This window comes from Sphingomonas sp. BLHR8, assembly GCF_056821725.1.
Genome location: NZ_JBPDIM010000001.1, coordinates 1,574,277 through 1,595,420 on the forward strand (window position 1 = coordinate 1,574,277; position 21,144 = coordinate 1,595,420).

At 66.6% G+C, this 21,144-nt stretch carries 18 protein-coding genes; 6 read left to right on the forward strand and 12 right to left on the reverse strand.

What is annotated here, in order from left to right:
- Positions 1 to 65 precede the first annotated feature (65 nt).
- From der to ACRYJK_RS07875, 8 genes are all read right to left on the reverse strand, one after another.
- A complete protein-coding gene (gene der / locus ACRYJK_RS07840; protein WP_482666969.1) occupies positions 66 to 1,730 on the reverse strand; it encodes a ribosome biogenesis GTPase Der in 1,665 nt (554 codons plus the stop codon).
- The gene (locus ACRYJK_RS07845) at positions 1,730 to 3,070 is read right to left on the reverse strand and encodes an outer membrane protein assembly factor BamB family protein (RefSeq protein WP_482666970.1); all 1,341 of its coding nucleotides are present in this window, start codon (positions 3,068 to 3,070) and stop codon (positions 1,730 to 1,732) included. Before ACRYJK_RS07845 ends, der begins: the two co-directional genes overlap by 1 nt.
- A gap of 2 nt (positions 3,071 to 3,072) precedes the next feature.
- Positions 3,073 to 3,852 carry a tetratricopeptide repeat protein gene (locus ACRYJK_RS07850; RefSeq protein ID WP_482666971.1) on the reverse strand — a complete coding sequence of 260 codons (780 nt, stop codon included), beginning with the start codon at positions 3,850 to 3,852 and terminating at the stop codon, positions 3,073 to 3,075.
- A gap of 113 nt (positions 3,853 to 3,965) precedes the next feature.
- The gene (gene panB, locus ACRYJK_RS07855) at positions 3,966 to 4,853 is read right to left on the reverse strand and encodes a 3-methyl-2-oxobutanoate hydroxymethyltransferase (RefSeq protein WP_482666972.1); all 888 of its coding nucleotides are present in this window, start codon (positions 4,851 to 4,853) and stop codon (positions 3,966 to 3,968) included.
- Positions 4,854 to 4,909: 56 nt separating this feature from the next.
- Complete coding sequence (locus ACRYJK_RS07860; protein WP_482666973.1) at positions 4,910 to 5,959, reverse strand: glycerophosphodiester phosphodiesterase; 1,050 nt, start codon at positions 5,957 to 5,959, stop codon at positions 4,910 to 4,912.
- Between the two features lie 10 nt (positions 5,960 to 5,969).
- Entirely contained in the window at positions 5,970 to 6,323 is a 354-nt protein-coding gene (locus ACRYJK_RS07865; protein ID WP_482666974.1) for an arsenate reductase, read from the reverse strand.
- A gap of 74 nt (positions 6,324 to 6,397) precedes the next feature.
- Positions 6,398 to 6,601 carry a hypothetical protein gene (locus ACRYJK_RS07870; RefSeq protein WP_482666975.1) on the reverse strand — a complete coding sequence of 68 codons (204 nt, stop codon included), beginning with the start codon at positions 6,599 to 6,601 and terminating at the stop codon, positions 6,398 to 6,400.
- A 355-nt stretch (positions 6,602 to 6,956) separates the two neighbouring features.
- Complete coding sequence (locus tag ACRYJK_RS07875) at positions 6,957 to 7,415, reverse strand: CHRD domain-containing protein (protein WP_482666976.1); 459 nt, start codon at positions 7,413 to 7,415, stop codon at positions 6,957 to 6,959.
- Positions 7,416 to 7,594: 179 nt separating this feature from the next.
- Here ACRYJK_RS07875 and ACRYJK_RS07880 point away from each other — a divergent pair, with 179 nt between their 5' ends.
- Complete coding sequence (locus ACRYJK_RS07880) at positions 7,595 to 7,948, forward strand: hypothetical protein (RefSeq protein ID WP_482666977.1); 354 nt, start codon at positions 7,595 to 7,597, stop codon at positions 7,946 to 7,948.
- Between the two features lie 72 nt (positions 7,949 to 8,020).
- Here the strand turns inward: ACRYJK_RS07880 and guaA are convergent, their stop codons facing one another.
- Positions 8,021 to 9,589, reverse strand: a complete 1,569-nt coding sequence (gene guaA / locus ACRYJK_RS07885) for a glutamine-hydrolyzing GMP synthase (protein ID WP_482666978.1) — start codon at positions 9,587 to 9,589, stop codon at positions 8,021 to 8,023.
- 108 nt (positions 9,590 to 9,697) lie between these two features.
- Positions 9,698 to 10,288 (reverse strand): hypothetical protein, encoded by a 591-nt coding sequence (locus ACRYJK_RS07890; RefSeq protein ID WP_482666979.1) that lies wholly within the window; start codon positions 10,286 to 10,288, stop codon positions 9,698 to 9,700.
- Positions 10,289 to 10,568: 280 nt separating this feature from the next.
- On the opposite strand from ACRYJK_RS07890, the gene ACRYJK_RS07895 reads away from it, so the two are divergent.
- Together ACRYJK_RS07895 and ACRYJK_RS07900 are read left to right on the forward strand one after the other, a co-directional pair.
- On the forward strand, positions 10,569 to 10,703 hold the full coding sequence (locus ACRYJK_RS07895) for a hypothetical protein (protein WP_482666980.1): 135 nt from the start codon (positions 10,569 to 10,571) through the stop codon (positions 10,701 to 10,703).
- Positions 10,700 to 10,897: a PspC domain-containing protein gene (locus tag ACRYJK_RS07900; RefSeq protein WP_482666981.1), complete on the forward strand. Its 198-nt coding sequence runs from the start codon at positions 10,700 to 10,702 to the stop codon at positions 10,895 to 10,897. Before ACRYJK_RS07895 ends, ACRYJK_RS07900 begins: the two co-directional genes overlap by 4 nt.
- Positions 10,898 to 10,981: 84 nt before the next feature.
- On the opposite strand, the gene rpoC is transcribed toward ACRYJK_RS07900, so the two are convergent.
- Together rpoC and rpoB are read right to left on the reverse strand one after the other, a co-directional pair.
- Positions 10,982 to 15,331, reverse strand: coding sequence for a DNA-directed RNA polymerase subunit beta' (gene rpoC / locus ACRYJK_RS07905; RefSeq protein ID WP_482666982.1), 4,350 nt, complete (start codon positions 15,329 to 15,331; stop codon positions 10,982 to 10,984).
- A gap of 227 nt (positions 15,332 to 15,558) precedes the next feature.
- On the reverse strand, positions 15,559 to 19,776 hold the full coding sequence (gene rpoB, locus ACRYJK_RS07910) for a DNA-directed RNA polymerase subunit beta (protein WP_482666983.1): 4,218 nt from the start codon (positions 19,774 to 19,776) through the stop codon (positions 15,559 to 15,561).
- 280 nt (positions 19,777 to 20,056) lie between these two features.
- Between rpoB and ACRYJK_RS07915 the strand changes: the two genes are divergently transcribed.
- The 3 genes from ACRYJK_RS07915 to ACRYJK_RS07925 all read left to right on the forward strand — a co-directional run bounded on the left by ACRYJK_RS07915 (position 20,057) and on the right by ACRYJK_RS07925 (position 21,064).
- A complete protein-coding gene (locus tag ACRYJK_RS07915; RefSeq protein ID WP_482666984.1) occupies positions 20,057 to 20,575 on the forward strand; it encodes a DUF2975 domain-containing protein in 519 nt (172 codons plus the stop codon).
- Positions 20,575 to 20,790, forward strand: coding sequence for a helix-turn-helix domain-containing protein (locus ACRYJK_RS07920; RefSeq protein ID WP_482666985.1), 216 nt, complete (start codon positions 20,575 to 20,577; stop codon positions 20,788 to 20,790). The genes ACRYJK_RS07915 and ACRYJK_RS07920 overlap by 1 nt, the downstream gene beginning before the upstream one ends.
- Positions 20,791 to 20,881: 91 nt before the next feature.
- Entirely contained in the window at positions 20,882 to 21,064 is a 183-nt protein-coding gene (locus ACRYJK_RS07925) for a CsbD family protein (RefSeq protein WP_482666986.1), read from the forward strand.
- Positions 21,065 to 21,144 lie beyond the last annotated feature (80 nt).

A 21,144-nucleotide genomic window follows, 5' to 3' on the forward strand; every position in this document is an offset into this window, starting at 1 on the left:
CCGCGTCTGGCCCCGCCGGCTTGGTCCCCTCCGGCGCTGCTACGCGCGCGATCGTGAAAATGTGGTTAGCGGCCGGTCGGTCTGCGTGGGGGGCGCCCGGGCGGCCCGCCCCGCCCGGGAGCCGCCGGCCGCCGCGGACGTTCGCCGGCGCTAGCGGCTCCGGCTGGGCCCCGTCTCGGGCGGGGTGAGCCGGGCGCACCGGGCCCGCGCGCTACGGCACGATGCGTCGTCACCGCCGCCGACTTGCGGCTGGCCTCGCCATAGGGGTTCTTCGGCGCGCGCAGGGTGAGCCGGACGGGCACGCCGGCAAAGCCGAACGCGCTGCGCAGCCCGTTGATGAGATAGCGGCGATAGCTTTCGGGCAGCAGATCGACGCGACTGCCGAACAGCACGAAGCTCGGCGGCCGCGTGCGCGCCTGCGTCACGAAGCGCAGCTTGATCCGCGCGCCCTTCACCGCCGGCGGCTGATTGGCGGCAACCGCGCGCGCGAACCAGCGGTTGAGCTCGCCGGTAGAGACGCGCTTCGACCACAGCGCGCGGGTCTGGAAGGCCGCGCCGATCAGCGCGTCGAGCCCCTTCCCTGTTTCCGCCGACACGGTCAGCAGCGGCACACCCTTCGCCTGCGCGAGGCCGTCGTCGAGCGCGCCGCGCACGCCCTGGTAAAGCGACGAGCCCTCCTCCACCATGTCCCATTTGTTGAGCGCGATCACCAGCGCGCGCCCTTCTTCCAACACGCGGTCGGCGATTCGCAGGTCCTGCGCCTCCAGCCCTAGCGTCGCGTCGAGCAACAGCACGACCACTTCGGCAAAGGCGACGGAATGCAGCGCGTCGGCCACGGACAGCTTCTCGAGCTTGTCCTGCACCTTCGCCTTCTTGCGCATGCCCGCGGTGTCGATCAGCCGCACCGGTCGCGCGGCGCCGTCGCGGTCCTGCCACTGCCAGTCGATCGCAATCGAATCGCGCGTAATCCCCGCTTCGGGCCCGGTGATCAGCCGGTCCTGGCCCAGCAGCCGGTTGATCAGCGTCGATTTGCCGGCGTTCGGGCGACCCACGACGGCGAGTTTGAGGATGCCGTCGTCGGGTTCGTCCTCGACCGCTTCCTCGTCACCGTCGACCATTGCCGCGTCCGTCGTGTCGGCGTCGTCCGCGGTCTCGACCTCGGATTCCGGCTCGTCGAGGTCCTCCTCCACCTCGATATGCGGGCGCAGCGCGTCGAACAGGTCGACCACGCCCTCGCCATGTTCGGCGCTGATTCCGAACGGCTCGCCGAGGCCGAGCGACCAGGCTTCGCTCACGCCGGCCGCGCCCTCGCGGCCCTCCGCCTTGTTGGCGACGATGATGATCGGCGTGTCGCTGTCGCGCAGCCAGCGGGCGATTTCGGCATCGAGCGGCGTGATCCCCGCGCGCGCATCGACCAGAAACAGCGCGACGTCCGCCTCCTCCACCGCCGCGGCGGTCTGGGCGCGCATGCGACCGGGGAGGGTGTCGGGATCTTCATCCTCGAACCCCGCAGTGTCGATCACCTTGAAGTCGAGCCCGAGCAGATGCGCGTCGCCTTCGCGGCGATCGCGGGTGACGCCGGGGCGGTCGTCGACCAGCGCCAGCCGTTTGCCGACCAGCCGGTTGAACAGTGTGGATTTGCCGACATTGGGTCGGCCGACGATGGCGACGGTGCGCCGCGGCCGTTCCGCGTCGCTCGCGGAACGCCGCCGTCGGCGCGCCGCCGCCATCAGCGCCAGGCCGTCAGGCGGCCCGCCTCGTCCAGCAAATACAGCGTCGAATTCGCCACCACGGGGGTCAGTCGCGAACCGCCGCCGACCGGCGTCATCGAACTGACCGCACCGCTGGCGGGATCGACCTGCGCCATGCGGCCGTCGGTCGACACGAGGATCAGGCGGTTGCCCGCGAGCACCGGTCCGGTCCAGCGGATCGCGCCCTTGCGGTCCTCCGCATCGCGCCAGCGCGGCAATTCCGACACCCAGCGCACGCGTCCGGTCGCGCGCGACACGGCGTAAAGCTTGGCATCGCCGGTCACCGCCCAGATCCAGTCGCCCGCCACCCACGGCGTCGAAATGCCGCCGATCGAAAGCTCCCAGATGCGCTGGCCGGTGACGAGCTCGTAGCTCGCCATGCGCCCGCCCTGGCCGATCGCAAATACGCGACCATTGTCGATCACCGGGTCGGCATCGACGTCGGACAGTGTCGACACCGACACCGCGATCGCGGTCAGCGCCAGCGCATCGGCCCACAGCGGGCGACCGTTTTCGTAGCGATAGGCGTTGAGCTCGCCCGAGCTGTAGCCGGCGACGACAGTCCCCTGCCCCGCGGCCGGCGACGCCGCACCGAACACCGTGCCGGGGGTGACGGCGCCCGCCACCTGCCACTGCGTCGCGCCATCAGTCTGCGACAGCGCGACCAGCTGATTGTCCTGCGTGATGACATAGACCGAGCCGAACGCCACCGTGGGCGCGCCGCGCAAAGGTCCGGCGGGCCGCTTCGACCAGCGCTTGCCGCCGCTCGCGGCATCGAGCGCCACCACATCGCCCAGGCCGGACACGGCATAGACCGTCGTGCCATCGACGCTGACGCCCCCGCCAAAGCGCGCCGCGGCGTTGCGCCCAGCCTCGGGACTGATTTCCACCTCCCAGCGACGCGCGCCGGTCGCCGCGTCGAAGGCGACGACGCGGGCGTTGGTGTCGACGACGTAGAGCGTGCCGCCCGCGACAACCGGCGGCGCCGCAAGCCGCGCGCGGTTGGTGCCGCCCGCAATCTGCGCGGTCCATGCCTGGCCCAGCTGTTCACCGAGCGCGAGGTGGCCGCCCGATTTGGTGGCGCTACCGCCCGACTGCGCCCAGTCGGCGTTGACGGTGGCGGGGGGCAGGATCATCGCCTGCGCCGCGGTTGCCGCGTCGACCTCGAGCGCGCTGCGGTTGGAAAGGATCGGCACGCGCGTGCCGACGGTCGGCGTCGTCGGGGCGCCGCGCCCCTTGAAAACATTGCACCCGCCCAGCGCCAGCGCCGCGCCAACGAGGGCGACGAGAGGAAGCTGCGAAATCTTGGCTCGAGCCATCGTCACTTGGTCCTGCTGCTGGTCGTGGCCGGGGACGCCGCGGGGGTAGATGGGGTGGAGGTGGGAGGCGCGGGGGTGGCAGGCCGGGCCGCCGTCGCAGCCGGCGCGCCAGGGACCGCCGTTGCGGCGAGCGAGCTTGCCATCTGGTTGGCGCGAGTCTTCAGCGCCTCGCTCGCCTGCGGTGAGGCGGCGATACGACGGAACAGCGCCGCCGCAGCGTCGCGCTTGCCGCGCTTCAGCTCGGCAATGGCGGTCAGTTCAGCAGCAGTGGCCCAGCCCGGCCCCTCTGCGGCCACCATCGGCGCGAGCCGCGCGATGATCGCATCCGGCGGAGTCGTGTCGAAATCGGCGATCGTCTGCCGCAGCAACGCGACGCTGCGCAGATCGTCGGGCAGTGCCGTGTCGCCAGCGATCGCGGCAAAGGTCCGCGCCGCCGCCGCCTGGTCGCCCGCGCCTGCGGCCGCGCTGCCCTGCGTCATGCGCGCCAGCGCACGGTAGGCCGGCGTGCCGTCGCGAGCGATCGGCGCCATCGCCTTATCGAGCGCCGCCCGCCCGCCCGGCGCCTTGTCGAGCGCCGCATTGAAGGCGGCACCCTGCTCCGCGGCGCGCGTCTCCTGCCGGTGGTCCCATAGCATCCAGCCGCCGAACGCGAGCAATCCGGCCAGCGCGACCGCGACGATGGTGCGGCCATGGCGCTGAGCAACGTCGCGCGCGACATCGGCGCGGACGGCTTCGTCCACCTCACGCAAGATCGCGCTGTTCTCGGCAGGGGGCAAAGCCATGTTCTTCAAACCTCGTCGTCAGGTGCCGATCGATCGTCCGCCACCGCGCCGCGGTCCCTTAGCCGCGCGCGCGCCGGGGGGAAAGCCCGCCGCCCCGGCCCGCCCTGTCGCGATCAGGCTGAACCGCCGCTGGCTGGCGCCGGATAGACCTGATCCGCGGTCGGAAAGCTGCGTGCGCGCACCTCCTCGGCATAGCGCGCGGCGGTATCCGACACGGTCACCGCCAGATCGCCATAGCGTTTGACGAAGCGCGGCACGCGCTCGAACAGGCCGAGCATGTCTTCCGTGACCAGCACCTGTCCGTCGCAGCGTGCCGATGCGCCGATGCCGATCACCGGCACGGTGAGCGCGTCCGTCATCGCCTCCGCGATCGGTTCGAGCACCCCCTCCGCCACCACCGCGAACGCGCCCGCATCCGCCACCGCGCGGGCATCGCGCAGGATCTTGTCATGCTCGGCCTGGCTCTTGCCGCGCGCGCCATAGCCGCCGAGCGCATTGACTGCCTGCGGCGTCAGACCGACATGGCCCATCACCGGGATGCCCCGCCGGGTGAGAAACGCGACCGTGTCAGCCATCGCCTCGCCCCCTTCGAGCTTCACCGCCGCCGCGCCGGTTTCCTTGAGGATGCGCGCCGCGCTCTCGAACGCGCGCTCGGGCGAGGCTTCATAGGCGCCGAACGGCATGTCGATGACGACGACGCTGTGATAGCTGCCGCGCACGACCGCCGCGCCGTGGGCGCACATCATCTCGATCGTGACCGGCACCGTCGACGGGAGGCCGTAGATCACCTGCCCCAGCGAATCGCCGACCAGCAGCAGGTCGCAGTGCGGGTCGAGCAGCTGCGCCATGCGCGCGGTGTAGGCGGTCAGCATCACCAGCGGCTCCGCCGTCGCGCCGTCGACCTTGCGCCGCTGGATGGCGGGCACGGTCAGCCGCTTCATCGGCGCCGGGGTCGGGTTGGCGCGGCTGGTCGAGGTGTCGAGCGTGAAAGTCGTGGACATGGGGAGCGGGTGTAACTCCGCCGCACCGGAGCGCAATGGCGTCCCGGCTGGAAGGGTCAGCGACGCCGCGCGCGCACCCGCTCGACCGCGACCGCCGGGAAGTCGCTGAACATTCCGTCGACTCCCTCCGCCAGCAGCGCGTCGATCTCGCCGGCAAGATCGCCATGCTGGCGTGGGTCGTCCCCGCGTCGGAAACGCGGTGGCAGGAAATAATTCTCCGCGCGCAACGTCCAGGGATGCACCTTCAGCCCTGCGCCATGCGCGGCGGCGACGACGCTGGTCGAAGCGAGCGTATCCGGCGCCAGCACAAGCCGTTTGTCCGGGCCGATGCCGTCGGCGTAGCTCGCAATCGCGCGCAGTCCAGTGGGCGTCAGCATGTCCGCATAGGCCATGCCGGGGCGGTCGGCAGGGCCGCCCTCGGCGGCGATCAGCTGGATCAGCGTGACGTGGAGGCGGGGGCGCAGTCGCTGGAGGTTACCCACCTCGAAGCTCTGCACATACACCGGCGCGCCCGCGCGGTTGAGGCCGTGGCGCTCGAGCGCGGCGATCAGCGGCGCATCGTGGCTAAGACCGATGCTCGCGAAATAGCTGGGATGCTTGGTTTCGGGATAGACGCCGACGCTGCGCCCCGTTTCCACCGAGCGCGCCGCAGCGAGCTGCAGGATCTCGTCGAACGTCGGGATCGGGTGGAGGCCGTCGAAACGCGCATTGGCGGGACGCAGCTGCGGGAGGCGTTCCCGCGCCCGCAACGTGCGCAGTTCGGCGAGCGTGAAATCCTCGGTGAACCAGCCGGTGACGGTCGCGCCGTCGATCGTCTTGGTCGCTCGCCGCGCGGCGAACTCCGGGTGGTCGGCGACGTCGGTCGTGCCCGAAATCTCGTTCTCGTGCCGCGCCACCAGCACGCCATCCTTGGTGAGGACGAGGTCGGGTTCGATGACGTCCGCGCCCTGATCGATCGCACGGTCATAGGCGGCGAGCGTATGCTCCGGCCGCTCCCCGCTGGCCCCGCGATGCGCGATCACGATGGGCTGCGATACAGCGGAAGCCGGAGTGACCGCCGTACTGCTCATCGCCACTGCCAGCCAAGCCAGAGCATTGTGCAGCATGTCGCTCCCCTCATCCTTCGAACGCCTGCGTCCACGCGGCCTCATCGAACCCGACGAGCAGCGCACCCGCACCCTCCACCACGGGGCGGCGGATGGCCGATGGGTGTGACACCATGAGGTCCATGGCGCGGAGTTCGTCCAAGTCCGCCGTCAACGCGGATGCCAGTTTGCGAAAGGTCGTCCCGCGACGATTGAGCAGCGCCTCCCACCCCACCTCCCCCACCCAACGGCGAAGTGCGGCCACATCGACCCCGGACTTCTTATAGTCATGGAAGGCGTAGCCGATGTCCCGCGCGCCAAGCCAAGCGCGGGCCTTCTTCACCGTGTCGCAATTTGCAAGACCGTATAGATAGATTTTGGACACTGACTTTCTTTGCTTCATTTTCGGACTGTTCTGAGTTCGCTTGGGTGTGCAACGGAATTACGGAAGCAATTCCGTCAATTTGGGAAAAAGCTGCCGTTCAGCTGACGACCCCACAGCAGGCCTTCGCTACCGGCTGGAGCGTCGTATTTTGCGGCCGAACCGGGCTTCACGATGTAGCCCTGCGGCATTCGAACCAAATCCGAAGTAAGCGAGATAGCGCCATTCGGCATGATGGGAAGCGAGCTCGTTTCTGACCACCCGTCCTTGATCGCTGGCATGAGAGACTCTCGGAATCGACGTGATCGCTCGGGGTCCTTACCAAGCGAGAAAAGGAGGGGCAAAGGCAGGAGCACGCGAAGCGCCGATGTGGGATCGGCGCTCGACCGCGCCTAGTCAATGTCCGCTTTCCACTCAAAATCGGACATTCGTCCTGCCACCGAAGTTCGCCAACAGCGGCTGGTTAGCACGCTTTTCCATCTACAAGTGTTACGGATTGCTCGCAATTGGAGATGCCATGGAGGATGATCGCCATGGCGCATTCGTCGTACCGGAGGCGGCGGGTAAAGATGGGACGCGGACGCAAAAAAGGGCCGGAGATCGCTCCCCGGCCCCTTCTTGCGGAACTCCGTCCGATCAGTTGCGGACGAACTGACCGCGGATCGCGCCGTTGGGATATTCGGTCGTCGCGACCTGGATATAGTAGGCGCCCGGCGAGCGTTCGAAGCCCGCCTCCAGCCACTCCGCGCGCTGCACGCAGCGGCGCCAACCGCCTTCATTCGCCGCTTGCGCGCGCAGCACGACCGGGCCCGTTCGGCCAACGGTGCCGCGATGGATCGTGACAGCGGTGATCTGGCTCAGACCCTGCACGTCGTTGAGGTCGTAGCAGATGCTGTCGAGTTCGTTCGCGACCGACAGTTCGGCGCGCGCCGATCCGTCGGGATCGCCCCGCGTGCCAACCAGCTGCGCGGCGGTCAGCGTCGCGCGGCTCGTCTCCGATACGGCCTCAACCGCCGCTTCCTCAAGCGTTGCGCAGCCTGCCAGGCCAAGCGACGCGGCGGCGAGCGAAGTCGCCGCGAACAGACGGATGTTCATGAATATCTCCCTCGAAGATCCACGCTCGCGAAGGCGAGCTCTCCCCGGGGCAAGAACCGGCGGAGCGGGGTGGGGTTCCGGGCAGGCCTCAAGCGCCCGGCATAGCCACGACGCGCTTCAGCGGCGGTTCAGCCGATCGGGCCAGTCTGGGGATCGATATCTCCAGGGGGAGGTTCACCATGCTCGCTTTGATCGCCGCGCTCGCTGCGCAAGCTTCACTCACATGTGAGAGTGTCCGCGCTGTCGCGCCCGACGCGCGCTGCACCGCGACCGCCGGGGGATTGGTGCTCACAGAGGAAGCAGACGCTGCGCAGGCGCCGCGGCTGGTCGAGGCCGCCGCGGCGGCGACCGAACGCGCTCTCGCAAGCATCGCGCAGGCGATCGCAAGCGGCGGCACGTTCGAGGCATGGCTCGCCGCCAACGGAGCGGCCAAGCGGCTGCCAACGACGGTGCCGGCGCTCCAGAGCGCGTTCGTGGCGTGGCTGCCCGGCTATATCGGGCGCAACGGCGTCCCGCAGCGTCACAGATGCTAGCGCCAGCCCCCCGGCCGGAATGCGGCGTCCGCTTTGCGGGTCGCAGATAGCCCCGCTATTTCGCTCGCGTCGTCATTCCCACTCGATCGTGCCCGGTGGCTTTGAGGTGTAGTCGTACACCACCCGGTTGATCCCGCGAACTTCGTTGACGATCCGCGTGGCTACCCTCGTCAGGAAGGCCGCTTCGTAGGGGTAGACGTCGGCGGTCATGCCGTCAGTCGAGGTGACCGCTCGCAGCGCGCACACGCTGTCGTAGGTGCGCGCGTCGCCCATCACGCCGACCGTCCGCACCGGGAGCAGCACCGCGAACGCCTGCCAGATCGCGTCGTAGAGCCCGGCGGCGCGGATCTCCTCGAGGTAGATGGCATCGGCGCGGCGCAGGATGTCGCAGCGCTCCTTGGTGACCTCCCCCGGAATCCGGATGGCGAGGCCGGGGCCGGGGAACGGGTGGCGGCCGACGAAGACGTCGGGGAGGCCGAGTTCGCGGCCGAGCGCGCGCACCTCGTCCTTGAACAGCTCTCGCAGCGGTTCGACCAGCGCCATGTTCATACGTTCGGGGAGGCCGCCGACATTGTGGTGGCTCTTGATGGTGACGCTCGGCCCGCCGGTGAAGCTGACGCTTTCGATCACGTCGGGGTAGAGCGTGCCCTGCGCCAGGAAATCCGCGCCGCCGAGCTTGGTCGCCTCCTCCTCGAACACGTCGATGAACGTCTTGCCGATGAATTTGCGCTTGGCCTCGGGGTCGGTGACGCCTGCGAGGCCGGAGAGGAAGCGTTCCTCCGCGTCAACTACCACGAGCGGGATGTGGTAATGTTCGCGGAACAACGTCTCGACCTGCGTGCGCTCGCCGGAGCGCAAAAGGCCGTGGTCGACGAACACGCAGGTCAGCTGGTCGCCGATCGCTTCGTGAATGAGCACCGCCGCGACCGCGCTGTCGACGCCGCCTGACAACCCGCAGATGACGCGTGCGTCGCCGACCTGCGCGCGAATCTCCGCGATCTTGGTGGCGCGGAACTCGGCCATCGACCAGTCGCCAGCGCAGCCGCAGACGTGGCGAACAAAACGTTCGATCAGCCGCGCGCCGTCGGGGGTGTGGACGACCTCCGGGTGGAATTGAATGCCGTAGCGTTTCGCGGCATCGTCGGCGATGACCGCGAAGGGCGCGCCCGCGCTGGTAGCGACGATGCGAAAGCCGGACGCAAGCTGCGTCACCTTGTCGCCGTGGCTCATCCACACGAGATGCTCTTCACCCGGCGCCCACAGCCCGTCGAACAGCGCGCAGGGTTCGGTCACGGTAATGTTGGCGCGGCCGAATTCGCCGCCTTCACCGCGCTCGACCGCGCCACCGAGCGCACGGCTCATCAGCTGCTGGCCGTAGCAGATGCCGAGAATGGGAAGACCGCTGGCGAGAATTTCCGGCGCGAGATGCGGCGCCCCGTCATCGAGCGTGGAGGCGGGGCCGCCCGACAGGATGATCCCCCTTGGCTTCATGCGCGCGAGCGCCTCAGCGGCTTTCGGGAAGGGCGCGATCTCCGAATAAACGCCCGCCTCACGCACGCGGCGCGCGATGAGCTGGGTTACCTGGCTGCCAAAATCGACGATGAGGATGGAGTCGGCGGCGGGGTCGGTCTGCGCGGTCATGGGCGCGCGGATAGCGATGCGGCGCCAGCGCGGCTAGGCCCCCCGCCACGCAGAAGGGCCGGAGCGTTTCCGCGCCGGCCCCTCTTTTCGTCTCACCTATGTTGTCGATCAGAAGCCGCGCAGGCGGACGTCCTCGACCCGGCCATGGCGCACCGTGCAGGTGAAGCGCCCGTTGTCGGCGTCGCGGCTGCGGTTGTAATTGTCGTAATAACCGCGGTTGCCGTACCGCGGGTCATACCGCGGGTCGTACCGGGGATCGTAGCCCTGGTTGTAGCCCTGGTTATAACCCTGATTGTAACCGTAGCCGTCGGTGCGCGCATCGCCCTCGATACGGAAGCCGTTGTTGATGCGGTCGATGTCGCGGATCTGCGTCACATCGATGCGCTGACCGCGGTAGCCCTGACGCTCGACCGCATACACGCACTGCTCTACCGCCTGACGGCCATTGTCGTAGCCATTGCCATAGCGATCGTCATAGCCGTAGCCATAGGTGCGGTTGCGGTTGCCGGTGCCGCCGAGGATGGCCGCAAGCCCGCCGAGCACGACCGCGCCGGCGATAATCTCACCCACGCCGATACCGCGGTCGCGGCGGTAGTCGTCATAACGAATCTGCGCACTGGCGGGGACCGAACCCGCCAGCATCGCGCCGGCCAGCAGCGCGCCGGTCGCGCCCTTCCAAGTCTTCGCCAAGGTCGCCATCGTCTCAATCCTCCTGCCGTACGAAGCCATCTCCGCCGAGCCTGGTATGGAGTTATCGGATTCGCGGTGGCGCAACGCTGAACTTCGCTGACAGCGATCATTCAGGCGAAATGTCCGATTTCGATGCGACAAGTTGGTGAAATTCCCCAACTAACGTTGTCTAAGATACGCCGATCTGCCAGTTTGCGGCTCAACCCCGGTCTTTGGCGACTGGCACGCGCCTTGCGGAATGATGAACGTCGGCACCACGCCGGATGTTTCATCAATGAAGGGGTCTCCCATGTTCCGCACCATCCACCGCACCGAACTCGCCAGCTACGCTGCGGCGGCGACGATCGCCCTCACCTCGACGCTGACGCTGGCCGCCATCATGCTGTCCAGCCTCGCCGTCCCCGCGTCGGGAGTGGTCGCATGATCCATCCGATCGGTTCGGAGCCGCGGCGCTTCACGCTCGACCGCAGCCGGCGCAGGCTGCTCGGGGTGTGTGGCGGCATCGCCAACTATTTCGACATCGACGTGCTGTGGGTGCGGATCGGGTTCATCGCCGCGACGCTGGCGCTGGGCTTTCCGCTGCTGCTCTACCCCGCGTTTGCTCTGGTGGCGGATTGAACGCCGCCCGCCCGCCTCGGCAACAACGAAAAGCCCCGCCGGTGACACCGGCGGGGCTTTTGTTTGGCTCATGCGAGCAATGGCTTAGGCGTCGTCGCCCTCGCTATCCGCGCCCTCGTCATCTTCGACCGACGGCATTTCTGCATCGTCGCCGTCGGCGGCTTCGGGGTTGAGATAGTCGCCGGCGTCCGCGTCGGTGCCGTGGGTTTCACCGGTGACCATGCCCAGCGGATCGTCGCCCATCGCCGCTTCCGGCCCCTGCGCGAGTTCCGCGGCATGCTCCTCCTCAGCCGACTCCGGCGCGATCAGCGCGGCTTCGGTGGCGGCGCGCATCGACGCCCGCAGCGCCGCATCGCGCGACGAGGCGGTGACGCGGATGCGGTTCATCGCCGCCCCCGTGCCCGCCGGGATGAGCCGGCCGACGATGACGTTCTCCTTGAGGCCGTCGAGCGTATCCACCTTGCCCTGCACCGACGCTTCGGTGAGCACGCGGGTGGTTTCCTGGAACGACGCGGCGGAGATGAAGCTGCGGGTCTGCAGCGACGCCTTGGTGATGCCGAGCAGCACCGGCTTCCCTTCCGCGGGCACCTGGCCCTTGCTCAGGCGCGAGTTCACCTCGTCCATCTCGACCCGGTCGACCTGCTCGCCCGGCAGCAGCGTGGTGTCGCCACCCTTGGTGATCTCGACCTTTTGCAGCATCTGGCGAACGATCACCTCGATGTGCTTGTCGTTGATCTTCACGCCCTGCAGTCGATAGACCTCCTGGATCTCCGACACGAGGTAGGCCGCCAGTTCCTCGATTCCCAACACCTCAAGGATGTCGTGCGGATCGGGGCTGCCAGAGACGATGGTGTCGCCCTTCTTGACGTTATCGCCTTCCTGGACCTCGATCACCTTGGACTTCGGCACCAAATACTCGACGGTTTCGCCGTCTTCGGTGTGGATCGCGAACTTCCGCTTGGCCTTATAGTCCTTGAGGAATTCGATCTTGCCCGAAACCTTGGCGATGATCGCGTTGTCCTTGGGCTTGCGCGCCTCGAACAGCTCCGCGACGCGCGGCAGACCGCCGGTGATGTCGCGGGTCTTGGCGGCTTCGCGGCTGGCACGCGCGAGCACGTCGCCCGCCGCCACCGTCGCCCCGTCCTCGACCGAAATGGTCGTGCCCGGCGCGAGCAGGTAGCGCGCGGCCTCACCCGACTCTTCGTCGAGCAGGGTCAGGCGCGGCTGCAGGTCTTCCTTCTTGCCGCGACCGATGGCGCGATATTCGATCACCACGCGCTGCGCGATGCCGGTCGCTTCGTCGACCTGCTCGGTCATGGTCTTGCCGTCGACCAGATCCTGGAAGCGAACGATCCCCGGCTGTTCCGTAATCACCGGCATGGTGAACGGATCCCACTCGGCGAGGCGTTCGCCCTGCGCCACGGTCGCGCCATCCTTGACGAGGATGTTCGAACCGTAAGGCAGCTTGTGCACCGCGCGTTCGTGGCCGTCGGTGTCGGTCAGCACTAGCTCACCACCGCGGGCGAGGCTGAGGCGGCGACCGCGCGCGTCGGTGATCGTCGGCATGTCGCGATAGGCGACCGTGCCGTCGACCATCGCTTCGAGGTTCGACACTTCGTTGAGCTGCGCCGCACCACCGATGTGGAAGGTTCGCATGGTCAGCTGCGTGCCCGGTTCGCCGATCGACTGCGCCGCGATGACACCCACCGCTTCACCGATGTTGACCGGCGTCCCGCGCGCGAGGTCGCGCCCGTAGCAGGTGCCGCAGACGCCCGTCTTCGCTTCGCACACCAAGGGCGAGCGAATGTAAGCGGTCTGGATGCCCAGCGCCTCGATCTGCGCGATGTGCGCTTCGTCGAGCAGCGTGCCCGCGGTCACGACGACGTCGCCGGTCTTGGAATCGACCAGGTCCTCCGCGAGCGTACGCCCGAGGATACGTTCGCCCAAGGACGCGATGGTCGAACCGCCCTGCACGATCGATCGCATTTCGAGGAAGCGTTCGGTGCCGCAATCCTCCTCGACGATGGTCGCGTCCTGCGACACGTCGACCAGACGGCGGGTCAGGTAACCCGAGTTCGCCGTCTTGAGCGCCGTATCCGCGAGGCCCTTGCGCGCGCCGTGGGTCGAGTTGAAGTACTCGAGAACCGTCAGCCCCTCCTTGAAGTTGGAGATGATCGGGGTCTCGATAATTTCACCCGACGGCTTGGCCATCAGGCCGCGCATGCCGGCGAGCTGCTTCATCTGCGTCTGCGAACCACGCGCGCCGGAGTTGGCCATCATGTAGATCGAGTTGATCGGCGCCAGACGACCGCTGTCGGTCTTCGGCGTCGCCTTGATCTCGTCCATCATGGCGTTGGCGACCTTGTCGCCGCACTGCGACCAGGCGTCGATCACCTTGTTGTACTTTTCCTGCTGGGTGATCAGCCCGTCCTGATACTGCTGCTCATAGTCCTTCACCTGAGCGCGCGTTTCGTCGACCAGCTCGTCCTTCGATTCTGGGATGATCATGTCATCCTTGCCGAAGGAAATGCCCGCCTTGAACGCGTTGCGGAAACCGAGCGCCATGATCGCGTCGGCGAACAGCACCGTCTCCTTCTGGCCGGTGTGACGATAGACCTGGTCGATGACGTCCCCGATCTCCTTCTTGGTGAGGAGACGGTTGACGACGTCGAACGGGACCGTGTGGCTCTTGGGCAGGCATTCGCCGATGAGCATGCGGCCCGGCGTGGTTTCGAAGCGGACCATCCGCTCCTCGCCCGCCTCGTTGGTCTGCGGCACGCGCGCGGTGATCTTCGAATGCAGCGTCACCGCACCCATCGCCAGCGCGTGGTGCACCTCCGCCATGTCGGCGAGCAGCATGCCCTCACCCGGCTCCCCCTCACGCTCGAGGCTGAGGTAGTAGAGGCCGAGGACCATGTCCTGCGACGGCACGATGATCGGCTTGCCGTTGGCGGGGCTGAGGATGTTGTTGGTCGACATCATCAGCACGCGCGCTTCGAGCTGCGCTTCGAGTGAAAGCGGCACGTGCACCGCCATCTGGTCGCCGTCGAAGTCCGCGTTGAACGCCGAGCAGACCAGCGGGTGCAGCTGGATCGCCTTGCCCTCGATCAGCACCGGCTCGAACGCCTGGATGCCGAGGCGGTGGAGCGTCGGCGCGCGGTTGAGGAGCACGGGGTGCTCGCGGATCACCTCATCGAGGATGTCCCACACCTCGCGGCGTTCCTTTTCAACCCACTTCTTCGCTTGCTTGAGGGTCATCGACAGACCCTTGGCGTCGAGGCGCGCGTAGATGAACGGCTTGAACAGCTCGAGCGCCATCTTCTTCGGCAGACCGCACTGGTGCAACTTCAATTCGGGACCGGTCACGATCACCGAACGACCCGAATAGTCGACGCGCTTGCCGAGCAGGTTCTGACGGAAGCGCCCCTGCTTACCCTTGAGCATGTCGCTGAGCGACTTCAGCGGACGCTTGTTGGCACCGGTGATGACGCGGCCTCGGCGGCCGTTGTCGAACAGCGCGTCGACGGCTTCCTGCAGCATGCGCTTTTCGTTGCGGACGATGATGTCCGGCGCGCGCAGCTCCATCAGCCGCTTCAAGCGGTTGTTGCGGTTGATGACGCGGCGGTAAAGGTCGTTGAGGTCCGAAGTCGCGAAGCGGCCACCGTCGAGCGGCACCAGCGGGCGCAGCTCGGGCGGGATCACGGGGACGACCTGAAGGATCATCCACTCCGGGCGGTTGCCGGAGTCAATGAAGCTCTCGACGACCTTCAGCCGCTTGATGATCTTCTTGGGCTTGAGCTCCGACTTGGTCGTGCGCAGCTCCTCGAGCAGCGCCTCACGCTCGCCCTCGAGGTCGAGCTCCTCGAGCAGCTTGCGGATCGCCTCCGCGCCGATGCCGGCCGAGAAGGCGTCCTCGCCATATTCGTCCTGCGCGTCGAGCAGCTCGTCTTCGGTCAGCAGCTGGAACTTCTCGAGCGGGGTCAGACCCGGTTCGAGGACGATATACTGCTCGAAATACAGCACGCGCTCGAGCTGCTTGAGCTGCATGTCGAGCAGCAGGCCGATGCGGCTCGGCAGCGACTTCAGGAACCAGATGTGGGCAACCGGCGCGGCGAGTTCGATGTGGCCCATCCGCTCGCGGCGCACCTTGGTGACCGTCACCTCGACGCCGCACTTTTCGCAGACGATGCCCTTGTACTTCATCCGCTTGTACTTGCCGCACAGGCATTCGTAATCCTTGATCGGACCGAAGATGCGCGCGCAGAACAGGCCGTCGCGTTCGGGCTTGAACGTGCGATAGTTGATCGTTTCGGGCTTCTTGATCTCACCGAACGACCAGCTGCGGATGCGCTCGGGGGAAGCGATGCCGATCTTGATCTGGTCGAACGTCTCCGGCTTCGCGACCGGGTTCATGAAGTTGGTGAGCTGGTTCATTTGTCCGTCCCTTGAAGGGTGTCATTCGAAATGCGCGGGGCTGAAATCCGCCAACCCCAAACAAATACGCCGATCGAAAGCAGGAGGAATATTAAGCCGACAAACGTGCTTCTGCCGTAAGCACTGATGACCGCCTCATGGGCCAGCGGGATGCCGAAGAAGAAAACAAGCAAGAGCGCACAAGATAGCCCTCTATTCTCCTTCGGCATCCCTGCTGATGCCACGCCTTACTCCGCCGCTTCCGGTAGTGCTTCCGGGCCTTCGCCGTCCTCGCCGAGCTCTTCATGGCTCTTGAGGTCGACGTTGAGGCCGAGGCTGCGCATTTCCTTGACGAGCACGTTAAAGCTCTCGGGAATGCCGGCCTCGAAGGTGTCGTCGCCCTTGACGATCGCCTCATAGACCTTGGTGCGGCCGACCACGTCGTCGGACTTCACCGTCAGCATTTCCTGGAGCGTGTAGGCGGCGCCGTAGGCTTGCAGCGCCCACACCTCCATCTCGCCGAAGCGCTGGCCGCCGAACTGAGCCTTGCCGCCCAGCGGCTGCTGGGTGACGAGGCTGTACGGCCCGATCGAACGCGCGTGGATCTTGTCGTCGACCAGGTGGTGCAGCTTCAGCATGTAGATGTAGCCGACGGTCACCTTGCGGTCGAAGGCATCGCCCGTGCGGCCGTCGTAGAGCGTCACCTGACCCGACGGATCGAGCCCGGCGCGCTCCAGCATTTCGGCGACGTCCGCCTCGCGGGCGCCGTCGAACACCGGGGTCGCCATCGGCACGCCGCCGCGCAGCAGCTCCGCCATCTCGACGAGGTCGTCCCCATCGCGGCTGGCGATGTCGTCGGCATAGTTCTCGCCGTAGACGCGCTGCAGCGTTTCGACGACCGCCGCCGGCGCCTGCCCGCCGCTCGCGTCGGGGTTCGCCTCGCGCCACTCATCGAGCGCCTGCCCGATCTGCTGGCCAAGCCCGCGGGCCGCCCAACCAAGGTGCGTTTCAAAGATCTGCCCGACGTTCATGCGGCTCGGCACGCCCAGCGGGTTCAGAACAATGTCGACGTGCGTCCCGTCTTCGAGGAACGGCATGTCCTCAATCGGCAGGATGCGGCTAATGACGCCCTTGTTGCCGTGACGGCCGGCCATCTTGTCGCCCGGCTGCAGCTTGCGCTTCACCGCGACGAACACCTTGACCATCTTGAGCACGCCCGGGGCGAGCTCGTCGCCACGCTGCAGCTTTTCGACGCGGTCTTCGAAGCGGTCCTGGATGACCTTCACCGCCTCGTCATACTGCGCGCGGATGGCCTCAAGGTTCGACTGGACCTTGTCGTCCGCCACCGCGAACTTCCACCAGTCGGCCTTGTCGACGCCTTCAAGCATCCCCTCGTCGAGCGCGCTGCCCTTCTTGACGCTCTTGGGCGTCGCGGTCGCGGTCTGTCCGACGAGCATCTCTTTGAGGCGGGCATAGCTCGCACGGTTGAGGATGCCGCGTTCGTCGTCCGCGTCCTTCTTCAGCCGCTCGATCTCCTCGCGCTCGATCGCCATCGCGCGCTCGTCCTTGTCGATGCCGTGGCGGTTAAACACGCGCACCTCGACGACGGTCCCGGTCACGCCCGGCGGCAGCTTGAGCGAAGTGTCGCGCACGTCGCTCGCCTTTTCGCCAAAGATCGCGCGGAGGAGCTTTTCCTCCGGAGTCATCGGCGATTCACCCTTGGGTGTGATCTTGCCGACGAGGATATCGCCCGGCTCGACCTCGGCACCGATGTAGACGATGCCCGCCTCGTCGAGGTTGCGCAGCGCTTCCTCGCCGACGTTGGGAATGTCGCGGGTGATGTCCTCCGGCCCGAGCTTGGTGTCGCGGGCCATCACCTCGAACTCCTCGATGTGGATCGAGGTGAACACGTCGTCCTTCACGATGCGTTCGGAGATGAGGATCGAGTCCTCGTAATTGTACCCGTTCCACGGCATGAACGCGACGAGCGCGTTGCGGCCGAGCGCGAGCTCACCAAACTCGGTCGACGGACCGTCGGCGATGATCTGCCCGTCCTCGACGCGGTCACCGACCTTAACCAGCGGGCGCTGGTTGATGCACGTGTCCTGGTTCGAACGCTGGAACTTCTGCAGGCGGTAGATGTCAACGCCCGACTGGCCGGCTTCGACATCGCCCGTTGCGCGCACGACGATTCGGGTCGCATCGACCTGATCGACGATGCCGCCCCGGCGCGCGGCGATCGCCGCCCCGGAGTCACGCGCCACCGTCGCTTCCATGCCGGTGCCGACGAACGGCGCTTCGGCGCGGAGCAACGGCACCGCCTGACGCTGCATGTTCGAGCCCATCAGCGCGCGGTTGGCGTCGTCGTTCTCGAGGAACGGGATCAGCGACGCGGCGACCGAAACAAGCTGCTTCGGAGACACGTCCATCAGCGTCACCGTGTCGCGCGGCGCCATGACGAACTCGCCCGCCTCACGCGCACTCACCAGATCGTCGACCAGGCGGCCGTCGGCATCGGTCTCTGCCGACGCCTGCGCGACGGTGTGCTTCTGCTCCTCCATCGCGGAGAGATAGACCACCTCGTCGGTCACCTTGGAGTCGATCACCTTGCGGTACGGCGTTTCGATGAAGCCATATTTGTTGACCCGCGCAAAGGTCGACAGCGAGTTGATGAGACCAATGTTCGGCCCTTCGGGCGTCTCGATCGGGCAGATGCGGCCATAATGCGTCGGGTGCACGTCGCGCACCTCGAAGCCCGCACGCTCGCGGGTGAGACCGCCCGGCCCAAGCGCGGACACGCGACGCTTGTGCGTCACTTCGCTGAGCGGGTTGGTCTGGTCCATGAACTGCGACAGCTGCGAGCTGCCGAAGAATTCACGCACCGCGGCCACCGCCGGCTTCGCGTTGATGAGGTCGTTGGGCATGACCGTCGACACGTCGACGCTCGACATGCGCTCCTTGACCGCACGCTCCATGCGCAGCAGCCCGACGCGGTATTGGTTCTCGAGCAGCTCGCCGACCGAACGCACGCGGCGGTTGCCGAGGTTGTCGATGTCGTCGATCTCGCCCTTGCCGTCCTTGAGGTCGACAAGCTCCTTGACCACCGCGAGGATGTCTTCACGGCGCAGCGTGGTGAGGTCGTCGGGCGCGTCGAGGTCGAGGCGCATGTTGAGCTTGACGCGGCCCACCGCGCTGAGGTCATAGCGGTCGCTATCGAAGAACAGGCCCTGGAACAGCGCCTCCGCCGTCTCGCGGGTCGGCGGCTCGCCAGGGCGCATGACGCGGTAGATGTCGGCCAGTGCCTGGTCGCGGTCCTCCGCCTTGTCGACGCGCAACGTGTTGCGCATCCACGGACCCGTCGTGACGTGGTCGATGTCGAGCAGGTCGATCGCGTCGATCCCCGCCTTGTCGAGCTTCTCGAGATTCTCGGCGGTCACCTCGTCGCCGGCCTCGATGTAAATCTCGCCGGTCGCTTCATTGATGAGGTCGTAGGCCGAATAACGCCCGAAGATCTCCTCGGTCGGGATCATCAGCGTGGTGAGACCGTCCTTCGCCGCCTTGTTGGCGAGGCGCGGGCTGATCTTCTGGCCGTTGGCAAAGACAACTTCGCCGGTGCTGGCGTCGACCACGTCGAACGCCGGCTTTACCCCGCGCCATGCGTCCGCGCTGAACGGGATCTTCCAGCCGTCGCTAGCCCGTTCGAAGCGCGCAGTCGTATAGAAATGGTTGAGGATTTCCTCGCCATTGAGGCCAAGCCCGTAGAGCAGGCTGGTGACCGGCAACTTGCGCTTACGGTCGATGCGGACGTTGACGATGTCCTTGGCGTCGAACTCGAAATCGAGCCACGAGCCGCGGTAGGGGATGACGCGCGCAGCAAACAGGAACTTGCCGCTGGCGTGGGTCTTGCCGCGGTCATGATCGAACAGCACACCCGGCGAACGGTGCATCTGGCTGACGATGACGCGTTCGGTGCCGTTGATGATGAAGGTGCCGTTCTCGGTCATGAGCGGCATGTCGCCCATGTACACGTCCTGCTCCTTGATATCGAGCACGGAGCGGGTCTCGGTTTCCGAGTCCACTTCGAACACGATCAGACGCAGCGTCACCTTCATCGGCGCGGCGTAAGTCAGCCCGCGCTGGCGGCATTCCTCAATGTCGTACTTCGGCGGCTCGAGCTCATAATGCACGAAGTCGAGTTCGGCCGTGCCGGCAAAATCGCGGATGGGGAACACGCCGCGCAGCGTCTTCTCGAGCCCCGAGACATAACCCGTCGCCGCATCCGAACGCAGGAACTGTTCGTAGCTTTCGCGCTGAACCTCGATCAGGTTCGGCATCTCGATCGCTTCGTGGATGTTCCCGAACAGCTTGCGGATACGCTTGGTCGAAGTCGCAAGACCGCGCGTGGGGGCGCGAGTCGCAGCCTCGTTCGCGGTCGCAGCGGTGGTCGCCGGAGCCTTTTTCGCCATGTCGGAAAATCTGCCTTTGCCGTAGAAATCACGGGCGCATGAGACACGCAAAGCACCGCACGACCTCCGGAAAATCCGGTGGCGGCGGTGTCCAAGCGTCCTGATCCCCGCCGGTCCATCCGTGGAAAGCACTGCGCGACGGCGCCTTCCGTCCCGACCGATCGGGTAGGGCTGCATTACCGGGTCGGACGATGACTGTCAAACCGCCTAACCGACCGTCATATCGAAAACCGATAATATCGATTGACAATAAGAAGCCGCTTAAACATATCGACTTTCGATGAGTCATACATCGGAGCTCGATATGCGTAGTCCTGGTCCCTTCCTCAACATCAGCTTCGTGGTGACCCGCGTCGGGCTGATCCTTCTGGGCATTTTGACGCTGGTGACGGCGGGCATCACTTTCGCGCTCGTGGTAGGGTTGAGCCCGCTCCCAACGGACGCCGGGCTCAACTCCGCGCTGGTGGTCCCGATGATGGCGATCGCTACATTGGTGCTTGCCGTCTCCGCCCTCACTTTGTGGCAGCTCGATCGCATGCTGCGGGATGCCCGCGCGGGAGCGATCTTCACCGACCGGAACGTGCGCCGGCTGCGGACTCTCGCCTGGCTGGTCATCGCCTATCAGCCGGTGATTGTCGCCCAGCAGTGGATCGCGATGCGCATGGAGGGGAAAGGACTCCTGGACGGCGTGTTCCAGTACAGCCTGTCGGGCCTCCTGGCGGCGCTCCTGTGCTTCGCCCTCGCCGAGGTGTTCGCGCACGGCGTGGCGTTGCAGGAAGACGCGGAGGGGACGGTCTGATGGCGATCCGTATCCAACTCGACGAGCTCCTGCACCAGCGGCGCATGACGCTGACCGAACTCAGCGAGCGCGTCGACATCACCCTCGCCAACCTGTCGATTCTCAAGACTGGCAAGGCGCGCGCGATCCGTTTCTCGACGCTCGACGCCATTTGCCGCGCGCTGAGTTGCCAGCCCGGCGACCTCGTAGTCTGGGAGGAAGATGGCCCGTCGTAGGCGCGGTCAGCCGGAACCTCTCGGCCGCCGCCACGTTTCCATGCCACGGCCGCGCAAGTCATGTTGCGGCATTGAAATCGGGAGATATCTCATGGGTGAATTCGTCGACAAGGCGAAGGCCGCGGGTAACGACATCGCCGGCAAGGCCAAGGAAGCCGCAGGCGCGGCGATCGGCAACGAAAAGCTCGAAGCCAAGGGCGAAGCGCAGCAGGCGAAGGCCGATGTCCAGCACGCCAAGGGCACTGTGAAGGGCGCGCTGGGCGACGACGTCTGATCTTCCCAGCAGCGCTCGATCGGGGCCGGGGGGCGCGACGCCTTCCGGCCCCGGTTCGTTGAGCTAGTGACAGCAAGCGC

Bases quoted from the DNA above. Each gene is read 5' to 3' on its own strand.
- rpoC (WP_482666982.1), bottom strand. From the start codon at position 15,331: ATGAACCAGCTCACCAACTTCATGAACCCGGTCGCGAAGCCGGAGACG.
- panB (WP_482666972.1), bottom strand. From the start codon at position 4,853: ATGTCCACGACTTTCACGCTCGACACCTCGACCAGCCGCGCCAACCCG.
- ACRYJK_RS07925 (WP_482666986.1), top strand. From the start codon at position 20,882: ATGGGTGAATTCGTCGACAAGGCGAAGGCCGCGGGTAACGACATCGCC.
- ACRYJK_RS07870 (WP_482666975.1), bottom strand. From the start codon at position 6,601: ATGCCAGCGATCAAGGACGGGTGGTCAGAAACGAGCTCGCTTCCCATC.
- ACRYJK_RS07900 (WP_482666981.1), top strand. From the start codon at position 10,700: ATGATCCATCCGATCGGTTCGGAGCCGCGGCGCTTCACGCTCGACCGC.
- guaA (WP_482666978.1), bottom strand. From the start codon at position 9,589: ATGACCGCGCAGACCGACCCCGCCGCCGACTCCATCCTCATCGTCGAT.
- ACRYJK_RS07860 (WP_482666973.1), bottom strand. From the start codon at position 5,959: ATGCTGCACAATGCTCTGGCTTGGCTGGCAGTGGCGATGAGCAGTACG.
- der (WP_482666969.1), bottom strand. From the start codon at position 1,730: ATGGCGGCGGCGCGCCGACGGCGGCGTTCCGCGAGCGACGCGGAACGG.
- ACRYJK_RS07915 (WP_482666984.1), top strand. From the start codon at position 20,057: ATGAGTCATACATCGGAGCTCGATATGCGTAGTCCTGGTCCCTTCCTC.
- ACRYJK_RS07895 (WP_482666980.1), top strand. From the start codon at position 10,569: ATGTTCCGCACCATCCACCGCACCGAACTCGCCAGCTACGCTGCGGCG.
- rpoB (WP_482666983.1), bottom strand. From the start codon at position 19,776: ATGGCGAAAAAGGCTCCGGCGACCACCGCTGCGACCGCGAACGAGGCT.
- ACRYJK_RS07880 (WP_482666977.1), top strand. From the start codon at position 7,595: ATGCTCGCTTTGATCGCCGCGCTCGCTGCGCAAGCTTCACTCACATGT.
- ACRYJK_RS07875 (WP_482666976.1), bottom strand. From the start codon at position 7,415: ATGAACATCCGTCTGTTCGCGGCGACTTCGCTCGCCGCCGCGTCGCTT.
- ACRYJK_RS07920 (WP_482666985.1), top strand. From the start codon at position 20,575: ATGGCGATCCGTATCCAACTCGACGAGCTCCTGCACCAGCGGCGCATG.
- ACRYJK_RS07845 (WP_482666970.1), bottom strand. From the start codon at position 3,070: ATGGCTCGAGCCAAGATTTCGCAGCTTCCTCTCGTCGCCCTCGTTGGC.
- ACRYJK_RS07890 (WP_482666979.1), bottom strand. From the start codon at position 10,288: ATGGCGACCTTGGCGAAGACTTGGAAGGGCGCGACCGGCGCGCTGCTG.
- ACRYJK_RS07850 (WP_482666971.1), bottom strand. From the start codon at position 3,852: ATGGCTTTGCCCCCTGCCGAGAACAGCGCGATCTTGCGTGAGGTGGAC.